This window comes from Pedobacter frigidisoli (assembly GCF_032678525.1).
Taxonomy (GTDB): domain Bacteria; phylum Bacteroidota; class Bacteroidia; order Sphingobacteriales; family Sphingobacteriaceae; genus Pedobacter; species Pedobacter frigidisoli_A.
Genome location: NZ_JAVTSE010000001.1, coordinates 751,493 through 776,508, shown reverse-complemented (window position 1 = coordinate 776,508; position 25,016 = coordinate 751,493). Strand labels below are relative to the sequence as shown.

At 41.6% G+C, this 25,016-nt stretch carries 20 protein-coding genes; 12 read left to right on the top strand and 8 right to left on the bottom strand.

Annotated elements, in window-relative coordinates; genetic code table 11:
• Nucleotides 1-132: 132 nt before the first annotated feature.
• The 4 genes from trxB to R2Q80_RS03225 all read right to left on the bottom strand — a co-directional run bounded on the left by trxB (nt 133) and on the right by R2Q80_RS03225 (nt 5,601).
• Complete coding sequence (gene trxB, locus R2Q80_RS03240) at nt 133-1,089, bottom strand: thioredoxin-disulfide reductase (protein WP_316798208.1); 957 nt, start codon at nt 1,087-1,089, stop codon at nt 133-135.
• 120 nt (nt 1,090-1,209) lie between these two features.
• Nucleotides 1,210-2,838, bottom strand: a complete 1,629-nt coding sequence (locus tag R2Q80_RS03235) for an acyl-CoA carboxylase subunit beta (protein WP_316798207.1) — start codon at nt 2,836-2,838, stop codon at nt 1,210-1,212.
• 51 nt (nt 2,839-2,889) lie between these two features.
• Complete coding sequence (locus tag R2Q80_RS03230; RefSeq protein ID WP_316798206.1) at nt 2,890-4,323, bottom strand: ATP-dependent RecD-like DNA helicase; 1,434 nt, start codon at nt 4,321-4,323, stop codon at nt 2,890-2,892.
• Nucleotides 4,324-4,461: 138 nt separating this feature from the next.
• Nucleotides 4,462-5,601: a putative sensor domain DACNV-containing protein gene (locus R2Q80_RS03225; protein WP_316798205.1), complete on the bottom strand. Its 1,140-nt coding sequence runs from the start codon at nt 5,599-5,601 to the stop codon at nt 4,462-4,464.
• 141 nt (nt 5,602-5,742) lie between these two features.
• On the opposite strand from R2Q80_RS03225, the gene R2Q80_RS03220 reads away from it, so the two are divergent.
• The 3 genes from R2Q80_RS03220 to coaD all read left to right on the top strand — a co-directional run bounded on the left by R2Q80_RS03220 (nt 5,743) and on the right by coaD (nt 7,648).
• Nucleotides 5,743-6,549, top strand: coding sequence for a DUF3822 family protein (locus R2Q80_RS03220; protein WP_316798204.1), 807 nt, complete (start codon nt 5,743-5,745; stop codon nt 6,547-6,549).
• Nucleotides 6,540-7,076, top strand: coding sequence for an RsmD family RNA methyltransferase (locus R2Q80_RS03215; RefSeq protein ID WP_316798203.1), 537 nt, complete (start codon nt 6,540-6,542; stop codon nt 7,074-7,076). The genes R2Q80_RS03220 and R2Q80_RS03215 overlap by 10 nt, the downstream gene beginning before the upstream one ends.
• A 110-nt stretch (nt 7,077-7,186) precedes the next feature.
• Nucleotides 7,187-7,648: a pantetheine-phosphate adenylyltransferase gene (gene coaD / locus R2Q80_RS03210; protein WP_316798202.1), complete on the top strand. Its 462-nt coding sequence runs from the start codon at nt 7,187-7,189 to the stop codon at nt 7,646-7,648.
• Between the two features lie 48 nt (nt 7,649-7,696).
• Here the strand turns inward: coaD and R2Q80_RS03205 are convergent, their stop codons facing one another.
• A complete protein-coding gene (locus R2Q80_RS03205) occupies nt 7,697-8,308 on the bottom strand; it encodes an NUDIX hydrolase (RefSeq protein WP_316798201.1) in 612 nt (203 codons plus the stop codon).
• Here R2Q80_RS03205 and pyrE point away from each other — a divergent pair.
• From pyrE to clpB, 4 genes are all read left to right on the top strand, one after another.
• Nucleotides 8,307-8,966 carry an orotate phosphoribosyltransferase gene (gene pyrE / locus R2Q80_RS03200; RefSeq protein WP_316798200.1) on the top strand — a complete coding sequence of 220 codons (660 nt, stop codon included), beginning with the start codon at nt 8,307-8,309 and terminating at the stop codon, nt 8,964-8,966. The genes R2Q80_RS03205 and pyrE overlap by 2 nt on opposite strands.
• 32 nt (nt 8,967-8,998) lie before the next feature.
• Nucleotides 8,999-9,397 (top strand): SRPBCC family protein, encoded by a 399-nt coding sequence (locus tag R2Q80_RS03195; protein WP_316798199.1) that lies wholly within the window; start codon nt 8,999-9,001, stop codon nt 9,395-9,397.
• Between the two features lie 158 nt (nt 9,398-9,555).
• Nucleotides 9,556-12,219 carry an alpha-L-rhamnosidase gene (locus tag R2Q80_RS03190; protein WP_316798198.1) on the top strand — a complete coding sequence of 888 codons (2,664 nt, stop codon included), beginning with the start codon at nt 9,556-9,558 and terminating at the stop codon, nt 12,217-12,219.
• Between the two features lie 179 nt (nt 12,220-12,398).
• Entirely contained in the window at nt 12,399-14,999 is a 2,601-nt protein-coding gene (gene clpB, locus R2Q80_RS03185) for an ATP-dependent chaperone ClpB (protein WP_316798197.1), read from the top strand.
• A 53-nt stretch (nt 15,000-15,052) separates the two neighbouring features.
• Here clpB and R2Q80_RS03180 read toward each other — a convergent pair whose 3' ends face one another.
• The gene (locus tag R2Q80_RS03180) at nt 15,053-16,255 is read right to left on the bottom strand and encodes an MFS transporter (protein ID WP_316798196.1); all 1,203 of its coding nucleotides are present in this window, start codon (nt 16,253-16,255) and stop codon (nt 15,053-15,055) included.
• Nucleotides 16,256-16,290: 35 nt separating this feature from the next.
• Here R2Q80_RS03180 and R2Q80_RS03175 point away from each other — a divergent pair, with 35 nt between their 5' ends.
• Both R2Q80_RS03175 and R2Q80_RS03170 read left to right on the top strand, forming a co-directional pair.
• The gene (locus tag R2Q80_RS03175; protein ID WP_316798195.1) at nt 16,291-16,611 is read left to right on the top strand and encodes a hypothetical protein; all 321 of its coding nucleotides are present in this window, start codon (nt 16,291-16,293) and stop codon (nt 16,609-16,611) included.
• Between the two features lie 165 nt (nt 16,612-16,776).
• The gene (locus tag R2Q80_RS03170) at nt 16,777-17,391 is read left to right on the top strand and encodes an outer membrane beta-barrel protein (protein ID WP_316798194.1); all 615 of its coding nucleotides are present in this window, start codon (nt 16,777-16,779) and stop codon (nt 17,389-17,391) included.
• Between the two features lie 154 nt (nt 17,392-17,545).
• Here R2Q80_RS03170 and R2Q80_RS03165 read toward each other — a convergent pair whose 3' ends face one another.
• Nucleotides 17,546-19,195, bottom strand: a complete 1,650-nt coding sequence (locus R2Q80_RS03165) for a M28 family metallopeptidase (RefSeq protein ID WP_316798193.1) — start codon at nt 19,193-19,195, stop codon at nt 17,546-17,548.
• Between the two features lie 101 nt (nt 19,196-19,296).
• Nucleotides 19,297-21,807 carry a S9 family peptidase gene (locus R2Q80_RS03160; protein WP_316798192.1) on the bottom strand — a complete coding sequence of 837 codons (2,511 nt, stop codon included), beginning with the start codon at nt 21,805-21,807 and terminating at the stop codon, nt 19,297-19,299.
• Nucleotides 21,808-21,981: 174 nt separating this feature from the next.
• Between R2Q80_RS03160 and R2Q80_RS03155 the strand changes: the two genes are divergently transcribed.
• The 3 genes from R2Q80_RS03155 to R2Q80_RS03145 all read left to right on the top strand — a co-directional run bounded on the left by R2Q80_RS03155 (nt 21,982) and on the right by R2Q80_RS03145 (nt 25,009).
• Entirely contained in the window at nt 21,982-22,860 is an 879-nt protein-coding gene (locus R2Q80_RS03155; RefSeq protein ID WP_316798191.1) for a polysaccharide deacetylase family protein, read from the top strand.
• Between the two features lie 76 nt (nt 22,861-22,936).
• The gene (locus R2Q80_RS03150) at nt 22,937-23,800 is read left to right on the top strand and encodes a polysaccharide deacetylase family protein (protein ID WP_316798190.1); all 864 of its coding nucleotides are present in this window, start codon (nt 22,937-22,939) and stop codon (nt 23,798-23,800) included.
• 39 nt (nt 23,801-23,839) lie between these two features.
• Nucleotides 23,840-25,009, top strand: a complete 1,170-nt coding sequence (locus R2Q80_RS03145) for a DUF3298 domain-containing protein (protein ID WP_316798189.1) — start codon at nt 23,840-23,842, stop codon at nt 25,007-25,009.
• Nucleotides 25,010-25,016: the final 7 nt, after the last annotated feature.

Below are 25,016 nucleotides of genomic sequence, written 5' to 3'. Positions count from 1 at the left end.
ATGTACTCTAAAGAGATTAAACCAGGAAAAGAAGTGGTCGGTAAGGATGTTATGATGAAAAGATCGTACAATGGAGAATAAAAAAAGAGAAACCGTTTTTGATTTCTCTTTCTAAATTTTTATGATTGATGATTAGGCCTCTACAGGATGTTCTTTAGCGGCCAGATATCTTTCGGCGTCTAATGCAGCCATACAACCCGAACCAGCTGCAGTTACCGCCTGACGGTAATACATGTCCTGAACATCGCCGCATGCAAATACGCCTTCTATGTTGGTTAAGCTTGAACCTGGTTTAGTTAAAAGATAACCCGTTTCATCCATATCCAGCTGACCCTGGAAAATGTCGGTATTTGGTTTGTGACCAATGGCTACGAAGAAACCTTCTACCGGAATTTCGGATGTGATATTGGTTTTGTTGTCGAATACCTTAACGGCAGTTACATTTTTTCCATTACCCAGAATTTCCTGTGTTTCCGTATTATAGTGGACAACGATATTTGGTGTAGCCAATACGCGGCTTACCATGGCTTTTGAAGCCCTGAATTCGTCGCGGCGAACCAATAAATGAACGGTTTTACAAAGTTTTGCCAGGTACGTGGCCTCTTCGGCGGCAGTATCACCAGCCCCTACAATGGCAACGTCCTGTCCTTTGAAGAAAAACCCATCGCATACTGCGCAGGCAGAGACACCAAATCCATTGTACTGCTGCTCACTCGGTAAACCCAACCATTTTGCAGTTGCTCCTGTAGCGATAATTACGGTATCAGCAGTAATGGTTTTAATTTCATCAACCACAACTTTATGCGGTGCAGAAGAGAAATCTACTGAACTTACGTAACCGAAGCGGATATCAGTTCCGAAACGCTCGGCCTGCTTACGGAAATCTTCCATCATCTCAGGGCCCATAATTCCCTGGGGATAACCCGGGAAATTTTCTACGTCAGTAGTTTGCGTTAACTGGCCGCCAGCCTGCATTCCGGTGTACATGATTGGTTTTAAATCAGCCCTTGCTGCATAAATAGCAGCGGTATATCCTGCAGGACCAGATCCTATGATTAAACACTGTACGTGTTCGTTTTCTTGTGACATTATATTGTGTGTTTGAAATTCATTAATTATGGCCCAAATTTAGTTGATTAAACAATTGTTAACAAGAGTACATTGTCAACATAGTTTACTTATTAACAAGTGAGGCTACGGTAGAACAAGCTAGGTTTGTATAATTCCTACATTGAACTTTCTGGTAACCGGAGATTGATTTGCGGCTTCAATTCCTATGGAGATTACTTTACGGGTTTCCAAAGGATCGATGATGCCGTCGACCCAAAGCCTGGAAGCGGCATAGTATGGGGTAGTCTGGCTGTTGTATTTATCCGTTATTTCTTTTAATAGCTCTGCCTCTTTCTCTGACGAAATCTCCTCTCCCTTCGACTTCAACGAAGCTTCCTGTATTTGCAGCAAAGTTTTAGCAGCCTGTGCACCACCCATTACGGCGATTTTTGCAGTTGGCCAGGCATAGATTAACCGCGGGTCGTAAGCTTTACCGCACATAGCATAGTTGCCAGCTCCGTAAGAATTACCCATTATGATGGTAAATTTTGGCACCACAGAATTGGCCACGGCATTCACCATTTTAGCGCCGTCTTTAATGATTCCGCCATGCTCAGAGCGACTTCCTACCATAAAACCGGTTACGTCCTGAAGAAATACCAGTGGAATTTTCTTCTGGTTACAGTTCATGATAAAACGGGCAGCCTTATCGGCGCTATCAGAATAGATGACACCACCAAACTGCATTTCCCCTTTTTTAGATTTTACCACCGTTCGCTGATTGGCTACAATTCCTACAGCCCAGCCATCTATACGCCCCAAGCCGCAAACAATGCTTTGTCCGTAACCCTGCTTATATTCCTCAAATTCAGAATTATCCACCAGGCGGTAAATCACTTCCATTACGTCGTAAGGTTTATCTCTGCTATCGGGTATAATGCCATAGAGCTCTTCTTCACTGTGTTTGGGTTTTTGCGGTTTAATTCTATCGAATCCGGCATTTTGCGGAGATCCGAGCATGCTCATGATATTGCGGATGCTATCGAGACATGCCTGATCGTTGGGATGCTTATAATCGGTGACCCCTGATATTTCGCAGTGGGTAGTCGCTCCTCCTAATGTTTCGTTATCTACATCTTCGCCAATGGCAGACTTAACCAGATAAGAGCCGGCGAGAAACACAGAGCCTGTTTTATCCACAATCATGGCTTCATCACTCATGATGGGTAAGTAGGCGCCTCCAGCAACACAGGCCCCCATGATAGCCGAGATCTGAACAATCCCTTCAGCAGACATGATGGCATTATTGCGAAACATTCTTCCAAAGTGTTCTTTATCGGGAAAAATCTCATCCTGCAGGGGCAGGTAAACACCGGCACTATCCACCAGATAGATGACAGGTAACCGGTTTTCCATCGCTATTTCCTGCGCACGAAGATTCTTTTTGGCCGTCATAGGAAACCAGGCACCTGCTTTAACAGTAGCATCATTTGCAATAATCATACACTGCCGGCCACTTACATATCCGATACCACAAACCACGCCAGCAGAGGGACACCCACCCTGTTCCGCATACATTCCGTCGGCAGTCAAAGCGCCTACCTCCAGAAAATTTGAATCCTTATCGATAAGGTAAGCAATCCGTTCGCGGGCCAGTAGTTTGCCTTTTTCCTTCTGCTTAGCGGCATTTTTTTCGCCACCGCCCTGGTAAATCTTTTTCAGCTTAGTTTTTAACTCGTAAACCAATTGCTTATTGACGTCTTCGTTTTTATTGAATTCGATATTCATAATTTAGTCTGGTTAGGTATTTCAAGTTAAGGATTTTATTCCTGGCCTCTGCTAAAAAAAATCTTCCTGCGCCGCTTTTGAGAATAGCTGTGGAGCAAAATTCACTAAATATAATTCTTTTTTAGCCCGGGTTACCGCGGTATAAAGCCATCGGAGAAAGTCGAGGTCAATCATCTCTTCGGTGAGGTAACCCTGGTCAGTAAAAACGGCATCCCATTGACCACCCTGCGCTTTATGGCAGGTTACTGCATAGGCAAACTTAATCTGCAAGGCATTAAAGAACGGGTCTTGTTTTATAGCCAGCATCCTTTCGCGCTTATTGGATATATGTTCATAGTCCTGGTTAAGTCCATCGAAAAGTTTTTTATTCTGGTCATAGGGCAGATTGGCCGATTCGAGGTTAAGGGTATCGAGCATTACCTTACAGCTGATTTGTCCTGCCGCCGGAAAGTCCAGAAACTCGAGGGTGGCATCGGCAAAGCGAAAACCATAGCGTTCTTCTTCGCTGCGAACCCGGATCACCTTTGCCATATCGCCGTTGGCAATGAATGCGGTTTCTTCATTTTCGGGCAACCAAAAATAGTTATTTCTTACCACCATAATCTGATCACCCCCGGTAAGTTCTTCTTCCCGATACAGCAACCTGGATCTGATCTGCTGATTGTAAATATTGGCTGATTTATTGGAGCGGCAAACCACCAGGGTATTTTCAATACCGAACTTCCTATAGGCATATTCCAGCCCCTCTACCAGCCTGGCACCGGCCATATTGTAAATATCAGTGTAGTTTTTGGTGAGGAATTTGGGTAAAGGATGTTCAGGATTTCTGATAATCTGATTCCTTAACATGGTGGCATTGGCCAGAATTCCTGATTTCTTTTCCTGGCGGACAACTTCCTTTAACTCCACCGAGGTGATGCTTAGGGAGAACTTATCTTTCAGGTATTGCTCATTAAGTGCCGGACTATCGAGGCTGCCTACCGGAGGCAACTGGGCCGTGTCGCCTACAAAGAGCAGCAAACAATTTTTGGTATTGTACACAAACTCCAGGAGATCCATTAATATTGAAGATCCTGTTTCATTGTATTCGTCGGAAATCATTGAAGCTTCATCAATGATGAAGAGCGTATTTTCTGATAAGTTTGGAGCGAGCTGAAACTGCATTTCGGGCGAGGCAGCAGATCTTTTTCTGTAAATCCGCTTATGAATGGTTAAACCCTTTCGGTTGGCATACTGGCTCATCACTTTTGCTGCGCGACCTGTTGGTGCCAGCAATTCGCTTCGTAAATTAAACTTCGGTAATACCTTTACCAGGGCCGCTACCGAGGTTGTTTTACCGGTACCTGCATAACCTTTCAATACAAAACAGCGGTGCTCATCATCTTCCTGCAGAAACTTCGACATCCGCTCGCAAAAAAGCAACTGCTCTTTTGTAGGTTTATGTTCGTAAGCTTGTGCAATAAGTTGACTTTTATCTGTGTACATCTGTTTATTTAATTGTGTTAACTGGTTAAACAGTGAATTGTTCCCGAAACCAATTATTTTTTTCAAGAAGGTAAATGGTATTGCCAGGCATTTTCAATGTACGGCAGAGGGTAATCTGGAAGAAACTTTTAATTCTGTTTATAATAGTAAGGTTTCAATACGGTGAGCCATTACCATCTTCTGTTGTTTGCTCCAGCTGAAAATGGTAAAGTGCCCATCCTGCGAGGCCACTAAACCGATTGCCTGAGGCTGATCATTTACAAACTGTGCTACTGAGAAATGTCTGGTACCTCCAAGCTGGCCCGGGTAGAGAACTTTATCTTCACCACCTACAATAGGTTCGGAGAAGGCGATTTGTTCTACGGTTGGTTTACCTTTTGCGCGGCCGATTTTAGCACCAAATGCTATCAGTTCAAAATCCTCATTGATGATGGTTGCCCCATCAACAGCTGTCAATCCAGCAAGGTGTTCAACTTCACGGCGCAAGGCACCTTGTGAAAAAATCTCTGTTTGGTTACCACTTTGTTTGGCAAGGTTGGCCAGTCCGCAAAAAGGGGGTTCCACCAGATACTGAATGGGGTGAATGATGGAATCTTCCCATTTAACATCGCCTTTTGGAACGATCAGCAGTGCCCCGCCTCGTCCGTGGCTGCGCATCGATACCGAGAACTGAATCAATATGTTGATCGGGTCGTTCCAGCTGGCCAGAACCGTTAAATCCAGGAGTGCCTTTAAAATAGGCGGGCAATCCCGGTTGGTGCAGGAGGTATCATCAACAATCCTGATCTGTTCGCCCTTTAGCACGGCTACGTTGGTATATTTTCCAATACCGTAGATCCTTCTGTGTTTAATTACAATGAGTCCGGGTTCAGATACGTCGACAACGAAACAGAAATTCGGGATATTTAAAGTGGTTCCCCAGATGTAGAGCTCTCCATCTTCTTCCCAAACGCCGAGGTGTATTCCGGATCGCTCCACCCCGGGAGCAATTTTGGTAAGCGTATTTGCATTGAGCGGCAAAGGCCTGGCAAATTTTAACGGCTTTGAAGTCTGTGAGGGTGGTAGAAATGCAACAGAAATGCGGGGTGAGTGCCCTTCTTCCTTTCGTAGACTACTCCAGAAAGCAACATCAATGAGCGCCTCTATCGTTTTTTTATCAGGTTGATGGGCCAGATCTACCTCACCCTGTATTGCTGCATTGGCATGTAATCTGATAAAATGTTGCTCAATTTTGGCTGAAACAGTGTTTGCGGCTTTGTAGGTAGGCTTGTAACTCATGTTTCGAATTTAAGCGGATTATTTTAATTTTCAGTTAAGCAAAAGGTTTGATTTTGGTAAAAATCTCCTTTTTACCAGGGTTTGTTTCTTTTGTTTATTTTGAGTGGCGGTTAATTCTTAAAAAACGCTATTTTTGCTTCAATGAGTAAAAACAGCCTTTTATTAGTCGATCCGGATTTTAAAGCTGATGCAACAGATAACTGCCATTTATTACTAAAAATAACAAATGACAGCTTTTCTTATGCAGTGGTTGACAACGATTCAGAACAGATTAATTTAATATTCGATAAGCAAGGCTGTACTAATCTTGAACAGGAGTTAACAATTGCTTTCGAAACTGATCAGTTTTTATCCGGAAAATACCGTACCGTAAAAGCAGCGGTGCATACCTCAAACTTTATCTTTATACCTGATGAGTGGTTTGATGCAGAGAAACTTTCGTTGTATTCCACTTTCCTGGGTACGGGAAAACAACTGCATACCCGACCCCATGCTGAGCTGGGCTTCCACACAATTTATTCTCTAAATGAAAGGATAGAAAACAAGCTTCCTAAAAACACTTTGATTTACCCGCAATCGTCACCTTTACTGGCATTTTACAAACACATTTCGGGAGATGGTTTACTGATCGATTTTACGGCCAATTCATTCAATGTACTATTGATAAAAGGCGGAAAAATACATTTCCAGAACCACTACGAATCAGAAAGTCCTGAGGAGTTTAATTACTTTTTATTACTGATTATTGAGCAGTTGGGATTATCGGAAACTATGGCTGTATACCTTCAGGGCATTATCAATGAGGATGATGAATATTATAATACCTTATTGAAATACTTTAACAACCTCTATTTCTTTTTACCTGCGGGAAAGAAAAACAGCGAACTATTGGCTGACATGCCCAAACATTATTTTAGCGGACTACTGGCTTTGGATTTATGCGAATAATTGGAGGTAAACTAAAAGGCATCCGTTTCCAACCGCCTGCAAATCTGCCTGTGCGCCCTACAACGGATATGGCCAAAGAGGCGCTCTTCAATATTTTAAATAACCGTTTTGATTTCGAAGCATGTACAGTTCTTGATTTATTTTGTGGAACGGGAAACCTGACATTCGAATTTGCTTCCCGGAATGCGGAAAAGATTATGGCCGTTGATCTGGATTATGGTTGCGTAAACTGGGTAAAAACCACTGCACAGAAACACGGCTTTGACCAGATAGAAGTTCGCAAAGGGGATGTTTTTAAATTGCTCAAGCAGATGACTGGGGCTTATGACCTGATTTTTGCAGATCCGCCTTATAACATGCCAAACATTCCCCAGATTCCACTGATGGTGAAAGAGCAGGGTTTGTTGAAACCTGATGGACTGCTGGTTGTGGAACACCAGAGCAATATGAAACTAAACAGCCAGCCTGGCTACACTGAAACCCGTAAATACGGCAATTCGTCGTTTAGTTTTTTTGAATCTGTTTAATTTTAAATTCTAGCGAAATAACCCAGTATCATTAATCCCAGGTTAAGAAATCTACTAATCTGTGGCATCTCCCAGAGATTTATTTATATTTGAAATACAACTAATAACTGATGAAAATAGCGCTATTTCCAGGTTCTTTTGATCCGATTACCATTGCTCACGTAAATATTCTACAGCGGGCTACTCCCCTTTTTGATAAGATTGTAATTGGTATTGGTTTGAATAGTTCAAAGCAAAACTTCCTGACCGCAGAACAGCGTCTGCAAATTCTGGAAACCGTTTTTAAAGGTTATAAGAATATTGAGGTACAAACTTATGAGGGGCTGACTGTCGATTTTTGCAGAAAGATTAACGCTACCTATATGGTGAGGGGTATCCGCTCGGCCGCTGATTTTGAATATGAGCGGGCAATTGCTCAGATCAATCAGACGATGATGCCGGAAGTGGAAACCATATTGCTTTTAAGCAAACCTGAATATTCGGCAATCAGCTCCACTATCGTTCGGGATATTTTAAGAAACCATGGTGACGTGAGTCCTTTTGTACCGCAGGAAGCCTTGAATTTTTTATAAACCGGTTTTTGCATCTGTGCAGCTACCGGTTCCTTTATTCTGTTTCAGCTATAATATGCCTCCGGCCCTTAACACATCCATAATAGATGGAAAAGTATTCTTTACCACGGGACCAATGTGATTTTTATCCAGCCATACGGCCTGATCAATTCCCTCTTCCTTTTGAGGCACCAGTTTTGGTTCTCCCTTAACCTTCATTTTATACCAGTTCGTTTTCTTGATGACCATTTTGGATCCTATGGGATAGACATGATAGGTTTTACAGAGTTTCTCCTCACGTTTGGCCACTTTAATACCACATTCTTCTTCAACTTCCCTAACGGCAGTTTCTTTCATATTTTCGCCCTCTTCGAGTTTGCCTTTGGGTAAATCCCACTTTTTATTTCTGAAAATAAAGAGGTAATTCCCATTTACACTCTCCACCAGGCCACCTGCAGCCTTGATTATCTCACAGTTCTTTTTGAGCTTTCTAAAGGTTTCCTGTGGATTTTTAGTTAGAAATATGTAGCTTTTTTTAGACCCGTTTTTCAATTTTTTGTAAAATGTCTGCAAATCAAAATCCTGAAATTCAAGCTGTTGAATTTTTTCTTTTTGTTCAGGCAAAACATCTGATATAAAGAGGGTGTTATCGTTGATATAAATTCTGTATTTTTGGGCCATGTATAATAAAAGTGATATTGAATTAAAGGTAGCGGAATTTTTATTACAAATAAAGGCAATTAAATTACAACCTAATAATCCTTTTACATGGGCATCTGGTTGGAAGTCTCCAATTTATTGCGATAACCGCATTACTCTTTCCCATCCTCAGGTTAGAACATACATTCGTCAGAAACTTGCACAAGCCATACAGGAAGAGTTTGGTTCTGTTGATGTAATCGCAGGAGTTGCTACAGCAGGAATCCCTCAGGGCGTTTTAGTGGCACAGGAATTAGGCCTACCTTTTATTTATGTAAGATCAAAAGCTAAAGAGCATGGCACTGGCAGCTTAATTGAAGGTGAAGTGGTTGAAGGGCAACGCGTAGTTGTAATTGAAGACCTTATCTCTACCGGAAAGAGCAGTTTACAAGCAGTAGATGCACTAAGGTCAGCGGGTTTATCAGTAGCTGGTTTAGCGGCAATTTTCACCTATGGCTTCGAAAAAGCAGATGAGAACTTTTCTGCTGCGAAATGCCGTTATTTAACTTTATCAAATTATGGTGCTTTAATTGACTATGCTGCTGAGCACAGCATCATCGCTAAAAGCGACATGGAATTATTAGGCAAATGGCGCTTAAACCCATCAGAGTGGGGTCAGGTAACCAGTTCTGAATCATAAGCCTTACTTTTTAAATCAACCCAACACATATAATGACAATTATTGAGAGCGCTGTAGAAATTAATAAACCCGTTGCTGAGGTTTATGCTTTCTTATCAAATATGAACAACCATCAGCAACTGATGCCTGAAAACATCTATAACTGGGAATCTACAGAAGATGATGCACGTTTCACCATTCAAAACATGGCAAAGCTGGCGATCAAAATCTCCAACCGCGTTGAAAACCGGGAATTAACAGCGATCCCATCTGAAAAAGCCCCTTTTGATGTTGAATTAAAATGGATGCTTAGCGATAACGGCAATGGCACAACGACAGCAAAACATATTATTTCAGCTGATTTAAACATGATGATGAAAATGCTGGCTTCCGGACCACTGCAAAAACTGGTTGATCACCAGACAGAGAAACTAAAAGAAATTCTGGGGTAGGAAAAGCGCAACCGATAAGTTATTTTACCGGTTAGTTGAAATTCCATATAAAGCATCAGCCCGTAAACGGCCGATGCTTTTTTATGCGTAAAAATTCCATTGATACTTATTTAGCCGCGTTTTATTTTAATACCTTAGTTTCTGATAACCGTTAAACTATGAGTTTTAATTTGATCCGGATTCTAACACTCCTATTCACCATCTTTACCATTTCAAACGTATATGCGCAGTCGTTAAACGCACTAAAAACAGAATACCTTGTTGAGCCTCTGGGGCTGGACACGCCCAATCCGCGTTTTACCTGGCAAATGAATGATGCAAACACAGGTGCCAGGCAAACCGCTTACCGCATTCTTGTTGATACAGATTCTAGCCAACTGGTTAAAGAAAAATCTGCCGTATGGAACTCAGGCTGGTCTAAGTCAGATGCTAACCTTGCCACTTTTTCGGGTCAGCCACTAAAACCTTTTACCAAATACTACTGGCGTATAGATGTACTCAATGGAAACAAAAAGACATTTGGTAAAATCGCCAGCTTCGAAACGGGGATGATGAATATGGCCAACTGGCAGGGGGCATGGATCTCGGACAATGAAAATATCAAACTCAAACCTGCTCCCTACTTCAGGAATACATTTAATACGGCTAAGAAAGTTAAATCGGCAAGGGCGTACATTGCTGCTGCAGGACTATATGAGCTTTCCATCAATGGAAGTAAGATTGGCAACCACCGTATGGATCCTATGTATACCCGTTTCGACAGACGCACCTTATATGTGACTTATGATGTAACCAACGCAATCCAACAGGGAAAAAATGCCATTGGCGTCTTGCTGGGAAATGGTTGGTATAATCATCAGTCTACCGCAGTCTGGTATTTCGACAAGGCACCGTGGCGTAACCGCCCTACCTTCTGCTTAGATCTTAAGATAACTTACGAAGACGGGACGATGGAGACCATCAAATCGGGTAAGGACTGGAAAACGGCATTAAGTCCGATAGTATTTAACAGTATTTATACTGCTGAACATTATGATGCCAGAATGGAAAAGCCGGGTTGGAATACAGCCGATTTTGATGACAAAGACTGGAAGGATGTAATGTTCCGTTCCGCCCCATCCAAAAACATTGTAGCGCAGGCATTACACCCTATACGTAATGTTGAAGAGATTGGAACTAAAACATTAAAAAAAATAAACGATACTACTTACCTGTTCGATTTAGGACGCAATATCTCAGGGGTGAGTAAAATCAGTATTGGTGGTCCGAATGGCACTATCGTTCGTTTAAAACATGGGGAGCGTTTATATGCAAACGGCAGGCTTGATATTTCAAATATTGATGCTCATTATCGTCCTACGGATAATACCGATCCCTTTCAAACCGATATCCTGATATTAAACGGAAAAGGCCGGCAAAGTTTTATTCCGCATTTTAACTATAAAGGATTTCAGTATGTGGAAGTAACAACCTCTGTTCCGCTTGAATTGAAAAAAGAAGACCTGATTGGCTATTTTACGCATAGCGATGTTCCACTAACAGGTGACGTAAAATCATCGGATCCGGTGATCAACAAAATTTATTACGCCACCAACAATTCATACTTATCGAATCTTTTCGGCTACCCTACCGACTGCCCGCAGCGGGAGAAAAATGGCTGGACGGGCGATGCGCAGATTGCTATAGAAACCGGGTTATATGGTTTTGATGGTATTACAATATACGAGAAATGGCTTGCCGATCATCGTGATGAACAACAGCCTAATGGTGTCCTTCCCTCCATTATTCCTACGGATGGCTGGGGCTACGAATGGGGCAATGGTCCGGACTGGACCAGTACAATAGCCATTATTCCATGGAACGTTTATTTGTTTTATGGCGACAAGAAACTGCTGGCAGATTGCTATGACAACATCAGAAAATACGTTAACCACATTGATGAAACCTATCCAAGTGGCTTAACAACATGGGGACTGGGCGACTGGATACCTGTAAAATCTAAATCTCCTGTAGAACTGACCTCAACTTGCTATTACTATGCGGATGTAGTCATTCTGGCCAAGGCTGCTAGAATTCTGAATAAGGATGAAGATTATAGAAAGTACACCGAGCTGGCAAAAAAAATAAAAGATGCCTTTAATGGTAAATACTTAAACAAGGAGAAGGGCATTTATGGCTCGGGGATCCAGACGGAGATGAGTGTTCCGTTATATTGGAAAATTGTACCTCAGGAATCTGTTGCGCTGGTTGCCGAAAACCTTGCAAAACGGGTGGAAGCAGATGGCTTTCATCTGGATGTAGGTTTGCTGGGTACCAAAGCGATTTTAAATGCGCTTAGCGAAAATGGTTACAGCAACTGGGCTTACAAAGTTGCCGCTCAAAAAACCTACCCAAGCTGGGGTTGGTGGATGGAAAATGGTGCCACTACTTTGTACGAAAACTGGCCTATTGATGCAAAATCAGATATCTCGATGAACCATATCATGTTTGGAGAGATCGGCGCGTGGTTGTATAAGTCGCCCGGTGGAATCAAGCCTGATGAAAAACAACCCGGCTTTAAACATGTGCTGCTCAATCCACACATCGTTGAAGGACTAGATGCTTTCGAAGCCAGCCATATTGGTCCATATGGAAAAATTATCAGTTCGTGGAAAAGGGTTAAAGGCGGCATCAGGTATGATATTGTCATTCCGCCGAATAGTACTGCAAGTATGGAGTTAGATCTTATCCGGGACATGGAAATAAAAGTAAACGGGAAAACCAGCACAAATAAAATAGAACTTGCGGCAGGAAAATATGTAATTGAGCATATAGCGGAATAGCAGCTGTAGTAAGCCTCGCAGATGATGAGCAGTGTGGGGCTTATTAAAAACAACGACATATTTGCAGCCCAAAGTACTATAAATCAGTAATTTAGTCATTAAACATTCATTAACACAGACAAAATTTCCGATCGAAAAATCAAAACATCTGTGGCATTGGTTTTGATTAAATCGGATATATGAACTTCAACAATTTTACAATAAAAGCCCAGGAAGCAATTCAACAGGCTTCTGAAATAGCCCAGGGCAACCAGCAACAGGCTATTGAAACAGCACACCTTTTAAAAGGACTGCTTACTGTTGATGAAAACGTGGTTTCGTATGTATTAAAGAAATTAAACGTTAATCTGAATTCGTTAAATCAAACCTTAGACGCAGAGATTGCCAGATTCCCAAAAGTAAGTGGAAGTAATGTCTATCTGTCATCAAATACCAATAGTGTTTTACAAAAAGCGCAGACCTTTTTAAAGGAATTTAAGGATGAGTTTGTATCTGTTGAACACTTATTACTGGGCATCCTTGCTACTAATGACAGCACCTCTAAACTGTTGAAAGCACAAGGTGTAAATGAGAAAGACCTTAAAAAAGCGATTACGGAATTGCGTGGTGATAGCCGTGTAACTGATCAGAATGCTGAAGCGACCTACCAGGCGTTGAGCAAATATGCCCGGAACCTGAATGAATATGCAGAGAGCGGAAAGTTAGATCCTGTGATCGGCCGTGATGAGGAAATCAGGCGTGTGATACAGATTCTGTCGCGCAGGACAAAAAATAACCCTATTTTGATTGGTGAGCCAGGTGTTGGTAAAACGGCCATTGCGGAAGGTATTGCTTTCAGAATCATCAAAGGGGATGTGCCTGAAAACTTAAAAAGCAAAACCGTTTTCTCACTGGATATGGGTGCCTTAATTGCCGGAGCAAAATACAAGGGTGAATTTGAAGAGCGCTTGAAAGCGGTGGTGAAAGAGGTAACGCAAAGTGATGGTGATATTGTATTGTTTATTGATGAGATACATACTTTAGTTGGTGCCGGTGGTGGTGAAGGCGCGATGGATGCGGCAAACATTTTAAAACCAGCATTGGCACGTGGCGAACTGAGAGCCATTGGTGCAACTACTCTTGATGAGTATCAAAAATACCTGGAGAAAGATAAAGCGCTGGAACGTCGTTTCCAAAAAGTGATGGTGGAAGAGCCGGATACTCAAGATGCTATTTCCATTCTTCGTGGTTTAAAAGAGCGCTATGAAACGCACCATAAAGTTAGGATTAAAGACGAGGCCATTATAGCGGCGGTTGAGATGAGCCAAAGGTACATTGCGGATCGTTTTCTACCTGACAAGGCAATTGACTTAATGGACGAAGCTGCATCAAAGCTACGCATGGAAATGGATAGTGTACCCGAGCACGTCGATGCATTAGACAGGGAGATTATGCGCATGGAAATTGAACGTGAAGCTATAAAACGCGAGAAAGATGACAAGAAAGTAAAAGAACTATCAGAAGAGATTGCGAATTTATCTGCTGAGCGTGATGAGTTTAAAGCGAAGTGGCAGGGAGAAAAAGACCTTGTAGATGCTGTGAATAACCAACTGGAAGCTATTGAGCACTACAAGCTGGAGGCAGAGCAGGCAGAGCGCGCAGGAGACTATGGCAAAGTTGCCGAAATCCGTTATGGTAAAATAAAAGAAGCGCAGGATCAGGTTTCCAAATTGAAAGCAGATCTGGAGAGTCAGCAAACGGATAGCCGCATGCTGAAAGAAGAAGTTACTGCCGATGATATTGCTGGCGTTGTAGGCAGGTGGACGGGAATACCCGTTACCAAGCTGATTGCCAGTGAACGGGAGAAATTATTGAACCTGGAAGCTGAATTACATCAAAGGGTAGCTGGACAAGATGAGGCCATTGAGGCTATTTCTGATGCGATACGCCGCTCGCGTGCAGGATTACAGGATAAGCGGAAGCCAATCGGATCATTTATTTTTCTGGGCACTACAGGTGTGGGTAAAACAGAGCTGGCAAAGGCCCTGGCAGAATTTCTGTTCAATGATGAAAATGCTTTAACGCGTATTGATATGAGTGAATATCAGGAGCGTCATGCCGTTTCACGTTTGATTGGAGCGCCTCCGGGATATGTTGGTTACGATGAAGGTGGACAATTAACTGAAGCAGTGAGACGTAAACCCTATTCGGTGGTGCTGCTTGATGAAATTGAAAAAGCCCACCCTGATGTTTTCAATATTCTGTTACAGGTATTGGATGACGGCCGCCTGACTGATAACAAAGGCAGGACGGTAAACTTCAAGAACACGATCATCATCATGACGTCGAACATTGGTGCGCACCTGATTCAGGATAACTTCAAGGATTTAAGCGATGAAAACCGCGATGAGGTTATTGCAAAAACCAAAAATGAATTGTTTGAAGTGCTTAAACAAACTATTCGTCCGGAGTTTTTAAACCGTATAGATGAGTTGATTATGTTTACGCCGTTAAACCGCAGCGAAATCAGAGACATTGTGGCTTTACAATTTAAACAAGTACAGCAAACGCTTGCAGAAATGGGTATCGAAATGGATGCCAGTGAGGAAGCTTTAGACTGGCTGGCGCAATTGGGTTATGATCCGCAGTTTGGGGCCAGACCATTGAAAAGGGTGATCCAGAAGAGAATTCTGAATGAATTATCGAAAGAGATTCTTGCTGGCAAAGTAGATAAAGAAAGTAAAATTAAACTGGATATGTTCGATCACAATTTTGTGTTCTTAAATCAAAAACAAGGTTAGGCCTGGCTTATCCGATAAGAAATCCCGCAGATGATCATCTACGGGATTTTTTTTTATTTCTTCTTTGTTTCGATATTAGGCAGGAAGCCGGTAAGTAGTCCGATCAGGGGTAGAAAAGCACAGATGCTGAACACATAATTTATTCCTTTTGCATCGGCAAGTTTGCCGAGCAGTGCCGATCCTATTCCACCCATTCCAAAAGCGAAACCGAAAAACAATCCAGCTACCAGGCCAACCTTACCAGGAATAAGCTCCTGTGCATAGACCAGAATAGCTGAAAAAGCAGAGGCGAGAATCATCCCGATTGGCACGATTAGAACGCCAATCCAGAACAGGCTGGCATGTGGCAGTAGCAATGCGAAAGGTGCTGTACCGAGAATTGAGGCCCAGATCACATATTTCCTGCCAATCTTATCCCCTATTGGCCCGCCCAATAAGGTTCCGGCGGCAACAGAGAATAAAAATACGAAAAGGTAAACCTGAGAAGTTTGAACAGATACGTGAAACTTATTGATCAGGTAAAAAGTAAAGTAGCTGGTTAAACTCGCCATATAAAAGTATTTGGAGAAAATCAGCAACAGCAATATACCTACGGAGAATATCACTTTACTACGTGAGAACTGGTTCACTACGGTTTGGACTTTAACCTTTTTCGCTCTTGCTAAAATAAAATCCTTGTACCAGTTCCCGACAAAAGTTAAGATGACGATGGCCAATAGTGCAATAAATGAAAACCACACCACGCTAAACTGACCATATGGAACAATAATCCAGGCGGCCAGAAGCGGACCTAATGAACTTCCGGCGTTGCCACCCAATTGGAAAACAGATTGGGCAAGGCCTCTCTTCCCTCCTGATGCCGCATGTGCCATTCGGGAGGCTTCCGGATGAAAAACAGATGATCCTATTCCAATTAGTGCCACGGACATCAGGATGGTATAAAAATTTTGCGACTGCGACAGGGTAATTAATCCGGTTAGTGTAAAGCCCATCCCTATTGCAAGTGAATAAGGCTGAGGTTTTTTATCGGTATAGAGCCCTACGAAAGGTTGCAGCAGTGAAGCTGCCATTTGAAAGGTTAAGGTGATTAAACCGATTTGTGAGAAAGTTAAATGGTAGCTGGTTTTGATGATTGGGTAGATAGCCGGAATAAGTGACTGAATGGTATCATTCAATAAATGAGAAAAGCTCAGTGCAAATAAGATAGGAAATACTGTTTTCTCAATTAAAGCCTGGGTAGAAGTATTTTCGGTCATAAGGTGATTTTAATGTTCTCAAATGTAATGATTAAATGTTTTTTCAATCCGCAACATGTCCTTGCAATTTTAAAAGATTTTTAGCAGACAGTGTTATGCAGGCGGAACGAGGTTGTAAAGCACTACCAGTGCGATGTACTATGTTCCGCGGAAATGATAAGGGCAAAAGGTGGCTGAAAGGTGGAGAAAAGGCGGGATGGAACGATGATGAGGAAATTGATTTATTCCTGAAAGATGTCAAAACTACCGGAATAATCCTGACAATAATACAAAAAAAAGCGGCTTGTCAGTCTGGCACAATTCAAAAATTAATCAACCGATTGATTTTTAGTCACCATAAAATAATATTAATTTAACGCTAGATTTATATCTGTTTATTAATGAACAGGTTGTCTAAAATCTGATTTTTTGATGACGCTGGCAGTGTTTTTCGGCATAACAGTTGACTTTAATCCAAATATAGTCAGAAATTAAAAAAGTAAAAATGACTATAAATTTTAACACATATAATTAATAAAACGATGAAAAAATTATTATTATCATTGGTAGCAGTAGCAGGATTATTCTACAGTGCAAACGCACAAACTGAAAAAGGGAAAATCATTTTAGGTGGTAACGTTGGTTTCAGTTCTTCAAAAGTTGAAGGTGCTGCGAAGTCGGACATTGACTTCAGCGTTGTACCCAGCATTGGATATTTTGTAGGTAACAATTTCGCAATTGGTACTGGTGTAGGTTATACTTATTCTAAAACGGTTAGCGGTGGTGCATTAAACAGAAACCAGGTTGGCGCTTTTCAGGTATCTCCTTTCGGACGTTACTACGTAGGTTTATCAGACCAGTTTAAATTTTTCGGACAATTATCAGTTCCTATGGCATTTGGAACAGCTAAAACTGTGGATGCAAATGGTGAAACCGGTGCAAAATATGCATCTACAACTTCAATTGGTGTAAATGTATCTCCAGGTTTTGCTTTCTTCCCAACTAAGAGAATTGGTATTGAAGTTTCGGTAAATGGTTTAGGTTATGCTAACAATCAGATTAAAGAAGAAGCTACAGGTGCTAAAACTACCAGCAACTCATTCGGTTTAGAAGCTGATACGTTCGCGCCAAAATTAGGTGTGCAATTCCACTTTTAATCTTTGATTAAATAAGAAGCCGCATCCTCGCAGAGCTGATACGTTCGCGCCAAAATTAGGTGTGCAATTCCACTTTTAATCTTTGATTAAATAAGAAAGCCGCAGCCTCGCAGATGATTTAATCTGCGGGCCTGCGGCTTTTGTATATTCATTACTATTTCTTCTCCCTGATGGCCTTAAATTCTGAGCCATCTTTCCATTTAGGATAGCTATCTTCATTGCTTAAGCGATAACCCATATCAAAGAGCATTCTCACATCTTCCACAATACCGCTTAAATCCCATGTTTCCGGATCGAAATTATCCTGTGGTGAATGATATCTGGATTTGGTAAAATCGGCTACCTGTTTTAAGCCCCAGTCCCGGCCATTTTTCATGTTATCAACTCCGGATCCTGTGAATAAGGATGGTACTCCGAACTTAGCCAGGTTAAAATGGTCGGAACGGTAATATAAGCCTGATGAGGGCACAGGATCAGGAACGATCACCCTTCCCTGCTTTTTGGCAGATGTGGCAGCATAATCTTCCAGTTCCGATTGTCCGAAGCCATACACTACAATATCCTTGGTTTTACCGGCTATTCCCATCATATCCATATTAATGTTGGCAACGGTTTTAGCCAAAGGCAATGATGGGTTTTTAGCATAAAATTCTGATCCGAGTAAGCCTTGCTCCTCACCGGTGTAAGAGATGAAGAGAATTGTTCTTTCAGGTTTCTGTGGTAACTTTTTAAATGCAGATGCAATCTCAAACAGCGAGGCCACTCCTGTAGCATTATCTACTGCACCATTGTAAATGGAATCGCCCAGAATTTTCTCGCCTGTTCCAAGGTGATCCCAATGCGCTGAGTAAATAATGGCTTGATCTTTATGTTTATTACCTGTAATTTTAGCGATAACATTATAGCTCACCGATTTCCTGGGTTTGTTTTCAATTCTCAGCGAGGTTGTGAGACCTAGGTTTACAGGCTTGAATCCTTTCTTATTAGCCGCTGCCATTAAACTTTCGTCTTGTCCTGCAAGCTTGAAAAGGGCTTTAGCTTTTTCTAAACTAATCCAGCCTTCAACCACAGTGCGGTTCATTCCATTATCTTCAGATTGCAGGGTTAGCTTGGATTTTGACCAGCCGCTCCTTACCACACTCCAGGGGTATGCAGCAGGAGCTGTATCATGAATAATCAAAATCCCGGCGGCACCTTGCCTGGATGCCTCCTCGAATTTATACGTCCACCGGCCATAGTAGGTCATGTTCTTGCCTTTAAACAAAGTTGAATCGGCAAATCCGGGATCATTTATCATTACCACAACTGTTTTACCTTTTACATCCAAATCCTTATAGTCGTTCCAGCCGTATTCGGGCGCGACGATACCAAAGCCTGCAAATACCAGTGGGGAGTTTTTAATACTTACCTGATCCTGTATTCTCCTGGAACCTGCAACAAAATCGGTCAGATAGTTCAGGATTAAGTTTCCAGATTTCCCGGTGATGATTAACTTATCCTGTGGAACGGATTTGATTTCGACCATGGGCACTTCCTGAAAATAGCTTTCACCATTTCCAGGCTCAAGGCCAAGTTCGTTGAATGACTTTTTAAGATAACTGATTGTTTTAGTTTCTCCAATGGTGAAAGGTTTCCTACCCTGAAGACTATCAGCAGCAATAACAGACAAATATTGAGTAAGGCTTGAGTCGTTTATGGCTTTAATGGCCAACGAATCTGGTCCATCGGAATTGCTTTGAGCAGATTGCTTGCATGATGAAAAGCAAAAAGTAACCGCTGCCAGATAAAGAATGGGTTTAGTCATTAGAAATAAGTTTAAGAGGGTAATTTAGAGAATTTAATTTTGCCACGGAAACCCGGATTACACATTATGCTTTTCTGAACCGCCGTGGCAAATTACATCAACTACTGTTTTCCGTTTTGTTCAATCTCCCTATCCATCTCTACCACGTCTACATCGCCGGGCTCAGAAAAATCGCCAATCAGGTATTTGTTAAAGTGATCGGCAAGTTTCCAGAATGCATATTCGGTCATATCGCCAAAGCCATGCCGCTGCCCGGGGATGATCAGGAAGTCAAAACGTTTACCAGCTTTCATTAAAGCGTTGGCTACACGGATTGAGTTTGCCGGGTGAACATTGTTATCCACATCGCCGTGCATCAGTAATAGATGACCTTTCAGGTTTTTAGCTAAGTCTGGATTTTTATCGATGCTATATTTAAAAGAAGTATCGCCTTTTAGAGAAACCACCTCTTTAACTCCATGATGTTTCTCACTCCACCAGCGATTGTAAATACTATTGTCATGATTTCCGGCATTTGAAACTGCGGCTTTGAAGAAATCAGGATAAACCAACATGGCCGCGGTAGACATGAAACCACCACCAGAGTGACCGGTTATGCCGACTTTAGACTCATCGATATAGGAATACTTTGAAGCCAGTTGCTCTATTGCCGTTTTTTTATCAGCCAAACCATAATCCCGAAGGTTTCCGTAACCATAGGTATGGTACCATTTTGAGCGCGATGGATTTCCGCCGCGGTTACCTACGGTAATCACAATATAGCCGAATTGTGCTAAACGCTCCGTACGATCCATACTTTTACTGAACGCCTTGTTTACCGCTTCAGTTTGCGGACCTGGATAAACGTACTCAATGATCGGGTACTTCTTGTTCGGATCGAAGTCGAATGGCTTGTACATCACACCGTATAAATCGGTAATACCATCATCAGCCTTCACTTTAAAGGGTTCAGGAAACTTATAGCCTGCGGAAACCAGCAAGGATAAATCTGTCGTTTCCAGATCCATTACTTTTTTGCCGGCTTTATCGTATAGTGTTGATTTTGGTGCGGTATTAACCCTTGAATAGTTATCTACAAACCAAGTATTGTTATCATTCATACTTGAGGCGTGATCGAAATCTCCTGAATTTAACAATTTCATATTCGAACCATCGAAGTTGATGCTGTAGAGGTGCAGGTAATATGGATCTTCTTTCGCCTCTCTCCCATTAGCGGTAAAGTAAAGCACCCGGTTTTTTTCATCTACATTTACAATACTTTCGCAATGGAAAGCACCTTTTGTAATTTGATTTTTAAGTTTACCATTTCCATCGAAAAGGTAAAAATGTGCCCAGCCGTCGCGTTCGCTCCAATGGATGAGTTCCTTGCCATCATTTACCAAACCCGGGCGATTTACTTCGACATAAGTATTAAAACGCTCCTCGATGAGCGGCGTTACTTTTCCTGTTGCAATATCAACCGTACCAATATCTATGCGTTTTAAGTCGCGGCTGGTACGGGAGAAATAGAAGCGGCTGTCGTTACCTAACCAAACTGATGGCCGGAATTCATTATCACGGTCTTTTGCCAGCGATGGTTTGCTCCACACACCAACACTTTGATCCTTAAAAGCAGCTATAGTTAGTTTTTTATAGGTTTTAGCGGGAAAATCGAAAAGCAATACCTCATCCTGTGGTGCTTCGGCTTCTCCCGGCATCTGATATTTATAGGTTTCTAAAGTTGGACGGCCCGGCGTTACGCTATTGATTACCCATAAATCTTTCACCTTACGCGAATCGGTGCGGTCTAATACAAAATATTTGGAATTTGGCGACCAGAGTACGTAAGCTCCACGACGTTTTTTATTATTCTTTTCGTTTTCTACATTGTTCTCTCCGTCACCATCACTGCCGTAAGAATAAAACTTCACACCATCTTTTGTAAGCTGATGTTCCACAATGGTACTGTCATCTTCGTTTTTAACAGCCTTTTTATAATTTTCCTTATCCATCCAGTAAAGATTATAGTTCCGGGAGAAAATAATGGCCGATGAATCTGGCGCTACTGATCCCCATGCAGGCTTAGGTTTGGGTTTACTGAAATTCGGAATTTCCGTAAGTTTTGCTGAGGCAAGTTCATACTTAAACGAGTAAATCTTCTTCTGCATGGAGTCGGCCGCTTTTTTGTCTTTACGGTCTTTTTTCAACTCATCAATCGTGCTTTTCACTTCGAAAGTCACACTTTTCTCATCTAGTGAGAATTTAAGATTCTCCAGTGGCAAGTGTTCTGCATCAAAGGGATCGCGTACAATCAGGGTAATATCAGATGCTATTCTGGCATTATCAAAAATCTGTTTCTTGCTTTTCGTAGCCGGATCTACCAGATACCAGAACTTTCCTTTCGGTGTTTCGAAGGTATACCAGAACCGGTTAGACAGCTTTAACCAATGCGGGTCGACGGAGGTTGAATACACCATTTTTTTTAATTTATTTGGAGAGAACCTCGATGCCAGCTGGTAGTTTGCTTTAGGTTGAAGTTGAATATTCTCAGTAATGGTAAATGTTTTAGTTTGAGCAGCAAGGGTTAAGGACAGAAACTGCCCGCAGAAAAGGAGTTTGTAAAATTTATTCATCTAGGTTTGTTTGAGTTGCTAAATTATTTAATTATAGCCTATTAATATTAGCCTGCTTTGTAATAATACGGATAGTTTGGTCACCATACAGCAGGGGAAATAGTTATCAACACCAGTTTATTTGACGTTGAATATTTGGCATAATTTATAGTTTTGTAAACATATTTACTTAGAATGAAATACAAATTATTAACCATTATAGCGGCTGGAAGCATTTTATTGGCCAGTTGCCAGTCTAAATCACAAACAGAGACTTCAAGTTCAAAAGATTCTACCCAAAAGGCAAGTGCGGATACGGAAAATAAAATGCCGGCTGCAGATGTTTCAAAAATAAAAGTGGCAGATGCTAAAACCATCCTGGCCCGCAAACAGGTTCCGATTTTATGTTACCACCAGGTAAGAAACTGGAAGCCTACAGATGGAAAAGTGGGAAAGGATTACATTGTAGAGATTCAGAATTTCAAGGATCAGATGAAAATGTTGTCGGACAGTGGATATCATACCATTTTACCTGATCAATTGTATGCCTATCTGAATACAGGTGCTGCATTGCCAAGTAAACCCATCATGCTTACTTTTGATGATACTGATGAAGATCAGTTTACGATTGTAAGGCCAACGCTGGATAAACTGGGATATAAAGCTGTTTATTTTATCATGACGGTATCAATTGGCAGGAAGGGAAAATTTGTGGATTATATGAGTAAAGAGCAGATTAAGCAGCTTTCTGATGAAGGAAACGTTATTGGTTCACATACCTACGACCACAAAAATTTCAAAAAATATGCTGGTAAAGACTGGGAAGAGCAGCTAGACAAACCCACAAAAAAGCTGGAAGAAATTACAGGTAAGACCATGACCGAGTTTGCTTATCCTTTTGGTTTATGGAACGCGGAAGGTATTCCTGAATTGAAGAAACGTGGATTCAGAATGGCTTATCAGCTATCGACCAAACGTGATGAGAAAGATCCGTTGTTCACTATCCGCAGGATAATTGCCAGTGGTTACTGGAGTCCTAAAACATTAAGCAACAGCATAAAAAACAGTTTTTAAAATTAAAGTATTATGAAACCGCTGTCTTATTGAAGATAGCGGTTTTCTTTTATCTGATATCACCACACACCCTCTCATGAAAAGATTTTCGTTACTGGCCATAGTTATTCCGGCCCTGATCGCATCCTGCACAGCTGATTCGAAAAAACAAGTTTCACAAGCTAAAACTGACTTCACTAAAATCGAGGTTGCAGACACAGCAAATCAAAAAGCCGCAGATAACAAGACTATCCTGTCCCGGAGAGAAGTGCCTGTATTATGCTATCATCAAATCAGAAACAATATTGCCAGCGACAGTAAGCGGGCACATGATGATATCATTGCGCCGGACAAATTCAGAGAACATATTAAGATGCTGGCCGACAGCGGCTATCACACCATACAGCCCGATCAGCTTTACAATTACCTGGTATATGGTTCAAAACTCCCTGAGAAACCAATCATCATCAGTTTTGATGATACCGACGAAGATCAGTTTACTGTTGGCAATACAACCTTAAAAAAATATAGTTTCAAAGGTGTTTATTTTATCATGACTGTGTCTATCGGTAGAAAAGGCAGAATCAGTTACATGACCAAAGCGCAAATTAAGCAATTAGCTGATGAGGGTAATACCATCGCCAGCCATACTTACGACCATAAAAACTTTGCGCAGTTTACTGAGGAGGACTGGAAGACACAAATTGACGAACCCACCAGAAAACTTGAAGAAATAACCGGTAAGAAAATTGAATACTTCGCGTATCCCTATGGTGTTTACAAATCGTCGACTTTACATAAACTTAAAGAACATGGCTTCAAGGCAGCTTTCATTTTGTCGACTGCCAGAGATGAACAATATCCCCTTCTCACCATCAGAAGAATTATAGATCCGGGTAGATACACGGCTAAAAACCTATATTACAGCATCAATAAAAGCTTTAATAAAACAAAATCATAGCTTCGTATGTAGGTTTAAGATGAGGTCATCTATTATATTATGAAAAAATACATCTTACCAGCACTGTTGGGATTATCGATATTAACTGCCTGTAACCGTAGCAAAGAGCAGCAGCCAAGTAGTACAGATGCGGATAGTACCACAACTGTACGTAAAGAACTTGAAGAAAACTTTTATAAGCGGCTGGAGGGAACGATTGCAGGAAAAACGGTTGTCATGAATCTGCAGAAAATTGACGGCGATTACGATGGGGATTATTATTACGATGGCTACTGGCTGAATTTATCTACCGATACTATTATCGGTAAAGACAGTGTTGTATTGTTTGAAAACAGTTATTATGATTACTACTTTGACAAAGCGGCAAAGCAACCGCGCTTGTCGCTGAAATGGACGGGCAATGGTTTTAGCGGAAGCTGGACAAGTGGGGATCGATCAAAAACCTTTCCGGTTAGTCTTACCGAAAAGTACCCTGAAGGAAGTTACGAATTTAAAGCAGGCATAGTTGAAGATTCTGTAAAGGCCTTTGATGGCCAGGCTAAATCGCCCGTTGCAACCATCAGCTTTGAATATGTTAAACCGGTTAAGAGCGGTGAGCAGGAAAAATGGCTCGACAACCAGTTAAAACGAATTTCGGGTATCAGATTAGGTAAGGTAGATAGAGAACCGGGGTTTAAAAATATTGCTGAAGCTTATTTTAGCGATTACAAAAAGGAAATTGCAGAACAGCAGAAAAATGGTCCGGACCGGGGATTTATGCAGTGGATGAATTATACCAATAACAGTCAGCAATCGCTGGCTTACAACGATCACGGTTACGTGGTGATTGATTTCCTGGCCGATAGTTATACTGGTGGCGCACATGGCAACTACAGCAGTACGATGTATTGTCTGGACGTCCGGAATAAAAAGCAGATGATTCTGAGCGACGTGGTCAAAATCGATTCAACTACCTTGCAGGGCTTATTGGAAAAAAACCTCAGAAAACAATATAACATTAAGGCCGGAGACGAACTAAGCACCGTTTTGTTTGATAACTTTCTTAAACCTAATGGTAATTTCTACTTCAATAGCAAAGGCCTGGCCTTTATGTATAACCCCTATGAAGTGGCGAGTTATGCACAAGGCCAGATTGTGGTATTCATTCCGTTTAATGAATTGAAAAGTTACGTCGTACCTGCTTTTGCAGAAAGAATCGGGTTGAAGTAAGCCGATG

What these genes read in the sequence shown, in the direction of transcription:
- R2Q80_RS03205 (WP_316798201.1), bottom strand. Translation starts at nt 8,308, where the DNA reads ATGGCCCAAAAATACAGAATTTATATCAACGATAACACCCTCTTTATA.
- R2Q80_RS03195 (WP_316798199.1), top strand. Translation starts at nt 8,999, where the DNA reads ATGACAATTATTGAGAGCGCTGTAGAAATTAATAAACCCGTTGCTGAG.
- R2Q80_RS03180 (WP_316798196.1), bottom strand. Translation starts at nt 16,255, where the DNA reads ATGACCGAAAATACTTCTACCCAGGCTTTAATTGAGAAAACAGTATTT.
- R2Q80_RS03170 (WP_316798194.1), top strand. Translation starts at nt 16,777, where the DNA reads ATGAAAAAATTATTATTATCATTGGTAGCAGTAGCAGGATTATTCTAC.
- R2Q80_RS03230 (WP_316798206.1), bottom strand. Translation starts at nt 4,323, where the DNA reads ATGTACACAGATAAAAGTCAACTTATTGCACAAGCTTACGAACATAAA.
- R2Q80_RS03160 (WP_316798192.1), bottom strand. Translation starts at nt 21,807, where the DNA reads ATGAATAAATTTTACAAACTCCTTTTCTGCGGGCAGTTTCTGTCCTTA.
- R2Q80_RS03165 (WP_316798193.1), bottom strand. Translation starts at nt 19,195, where the DNA reads ATGACTAAACCCATTCTTTATCTGGCAGCGGTTACTTTTTGCTTTTCA.
- R2Q80_RS03150 (WP_316798190.1), top strand. Translation starts at nt 22,937, where the DNA reads ATGAAAAGATTTTCGTTACTGGCCATAGTTATTCCGGCCCTGATCGCA.
- R2Q80_RS03175 (WP_316798195.1), top strand. Translation starts at nt 16,291, where the DNA reads ATGTTTTTTCAATCCGCAACATGTCCTTGCAATTTTAAAAGATTTTTA.
- R2Q80_RS03225 (WP_316798205.1), bottom strand. Translation starts at nt 5,601, where the DNA reads ATGAGTTACAAGCCTACCTACAAAGCCGCAAACACTGTTTCAGCCAAA.
- R2Q80_RS03220 (WP_316798204.1), top strand. Translation starts at nt 5,743, where the DNA reads ATGAGTAAAAACAGCCTTTTATTAGTCGATCCGGATTTTAAAGCTGAT.
- R2Q80_RS03190 (WP_316798198.1), top strand. Translation starts at nt 9,556, where the DNA reads ATGAGTTTTAATTTGATCCGGATTCTAACACTCCTATTCACCATCTTT.
- R2Q80_RS03215 (WP_316798203.1), top strand. Translation starts at nt 6,540, where the DNA reads ATGCGAATAATTGGAGGTAAACTAAAAGGCATCCGTTTCCAACCGCCT.
- R2Q80_RS03155 (WP_316798191.1), top strand. Translation starts at nt 21,982, where the DNA reads ATGAAATACAAATTATTAACCATTATAGCGGCTGGAAGCATTTTATTG.
- trxB (WP_316798208.1), bottom strand. Translation starts at nt 1,089, where the DNA reads ATGTCACAAGAAAACGAACACGTACAGTGTTTAATCATAGGATCTGGT.
- R2Q80_RS03145 (WP_316798189.1), top strand. Translation starts at nt 23,840, where the DNA reads ATGAAAAAATACATCTTACCAGCACTGTTGGGATTATCGATATTAACT.
- pyrE (WP_316798200.1), top strand. Translation starts at nt 8,307, where the DNA reads ATGTATAATAAAAGTGATATTGAATTAAAGGTAGCGGAATTTTTATTA.
- coaD (WP_316798202.1), top strand. Translation starts at nt 7,187, where the DNA reads ATGAAAATAGCGCTATTTCCAGGTTCTTTTGATCCGATTACCATTGCT.
- R2Q80_RS03235 (WP_316798207.1), bottom strand. Translation starts at nt 2,838, where the DNA reads ATGAATATCGAATTCAATAAAAACGAAGACGTCAATAAGCAATTGGTT.
- clpB (WP_316798197.1), top strand. Translation starts at nt 12,399, where the DNA reads ATGAACTTCAACAATTTTACAATAAAAGCCCAGGAAGCAATTCAACAG.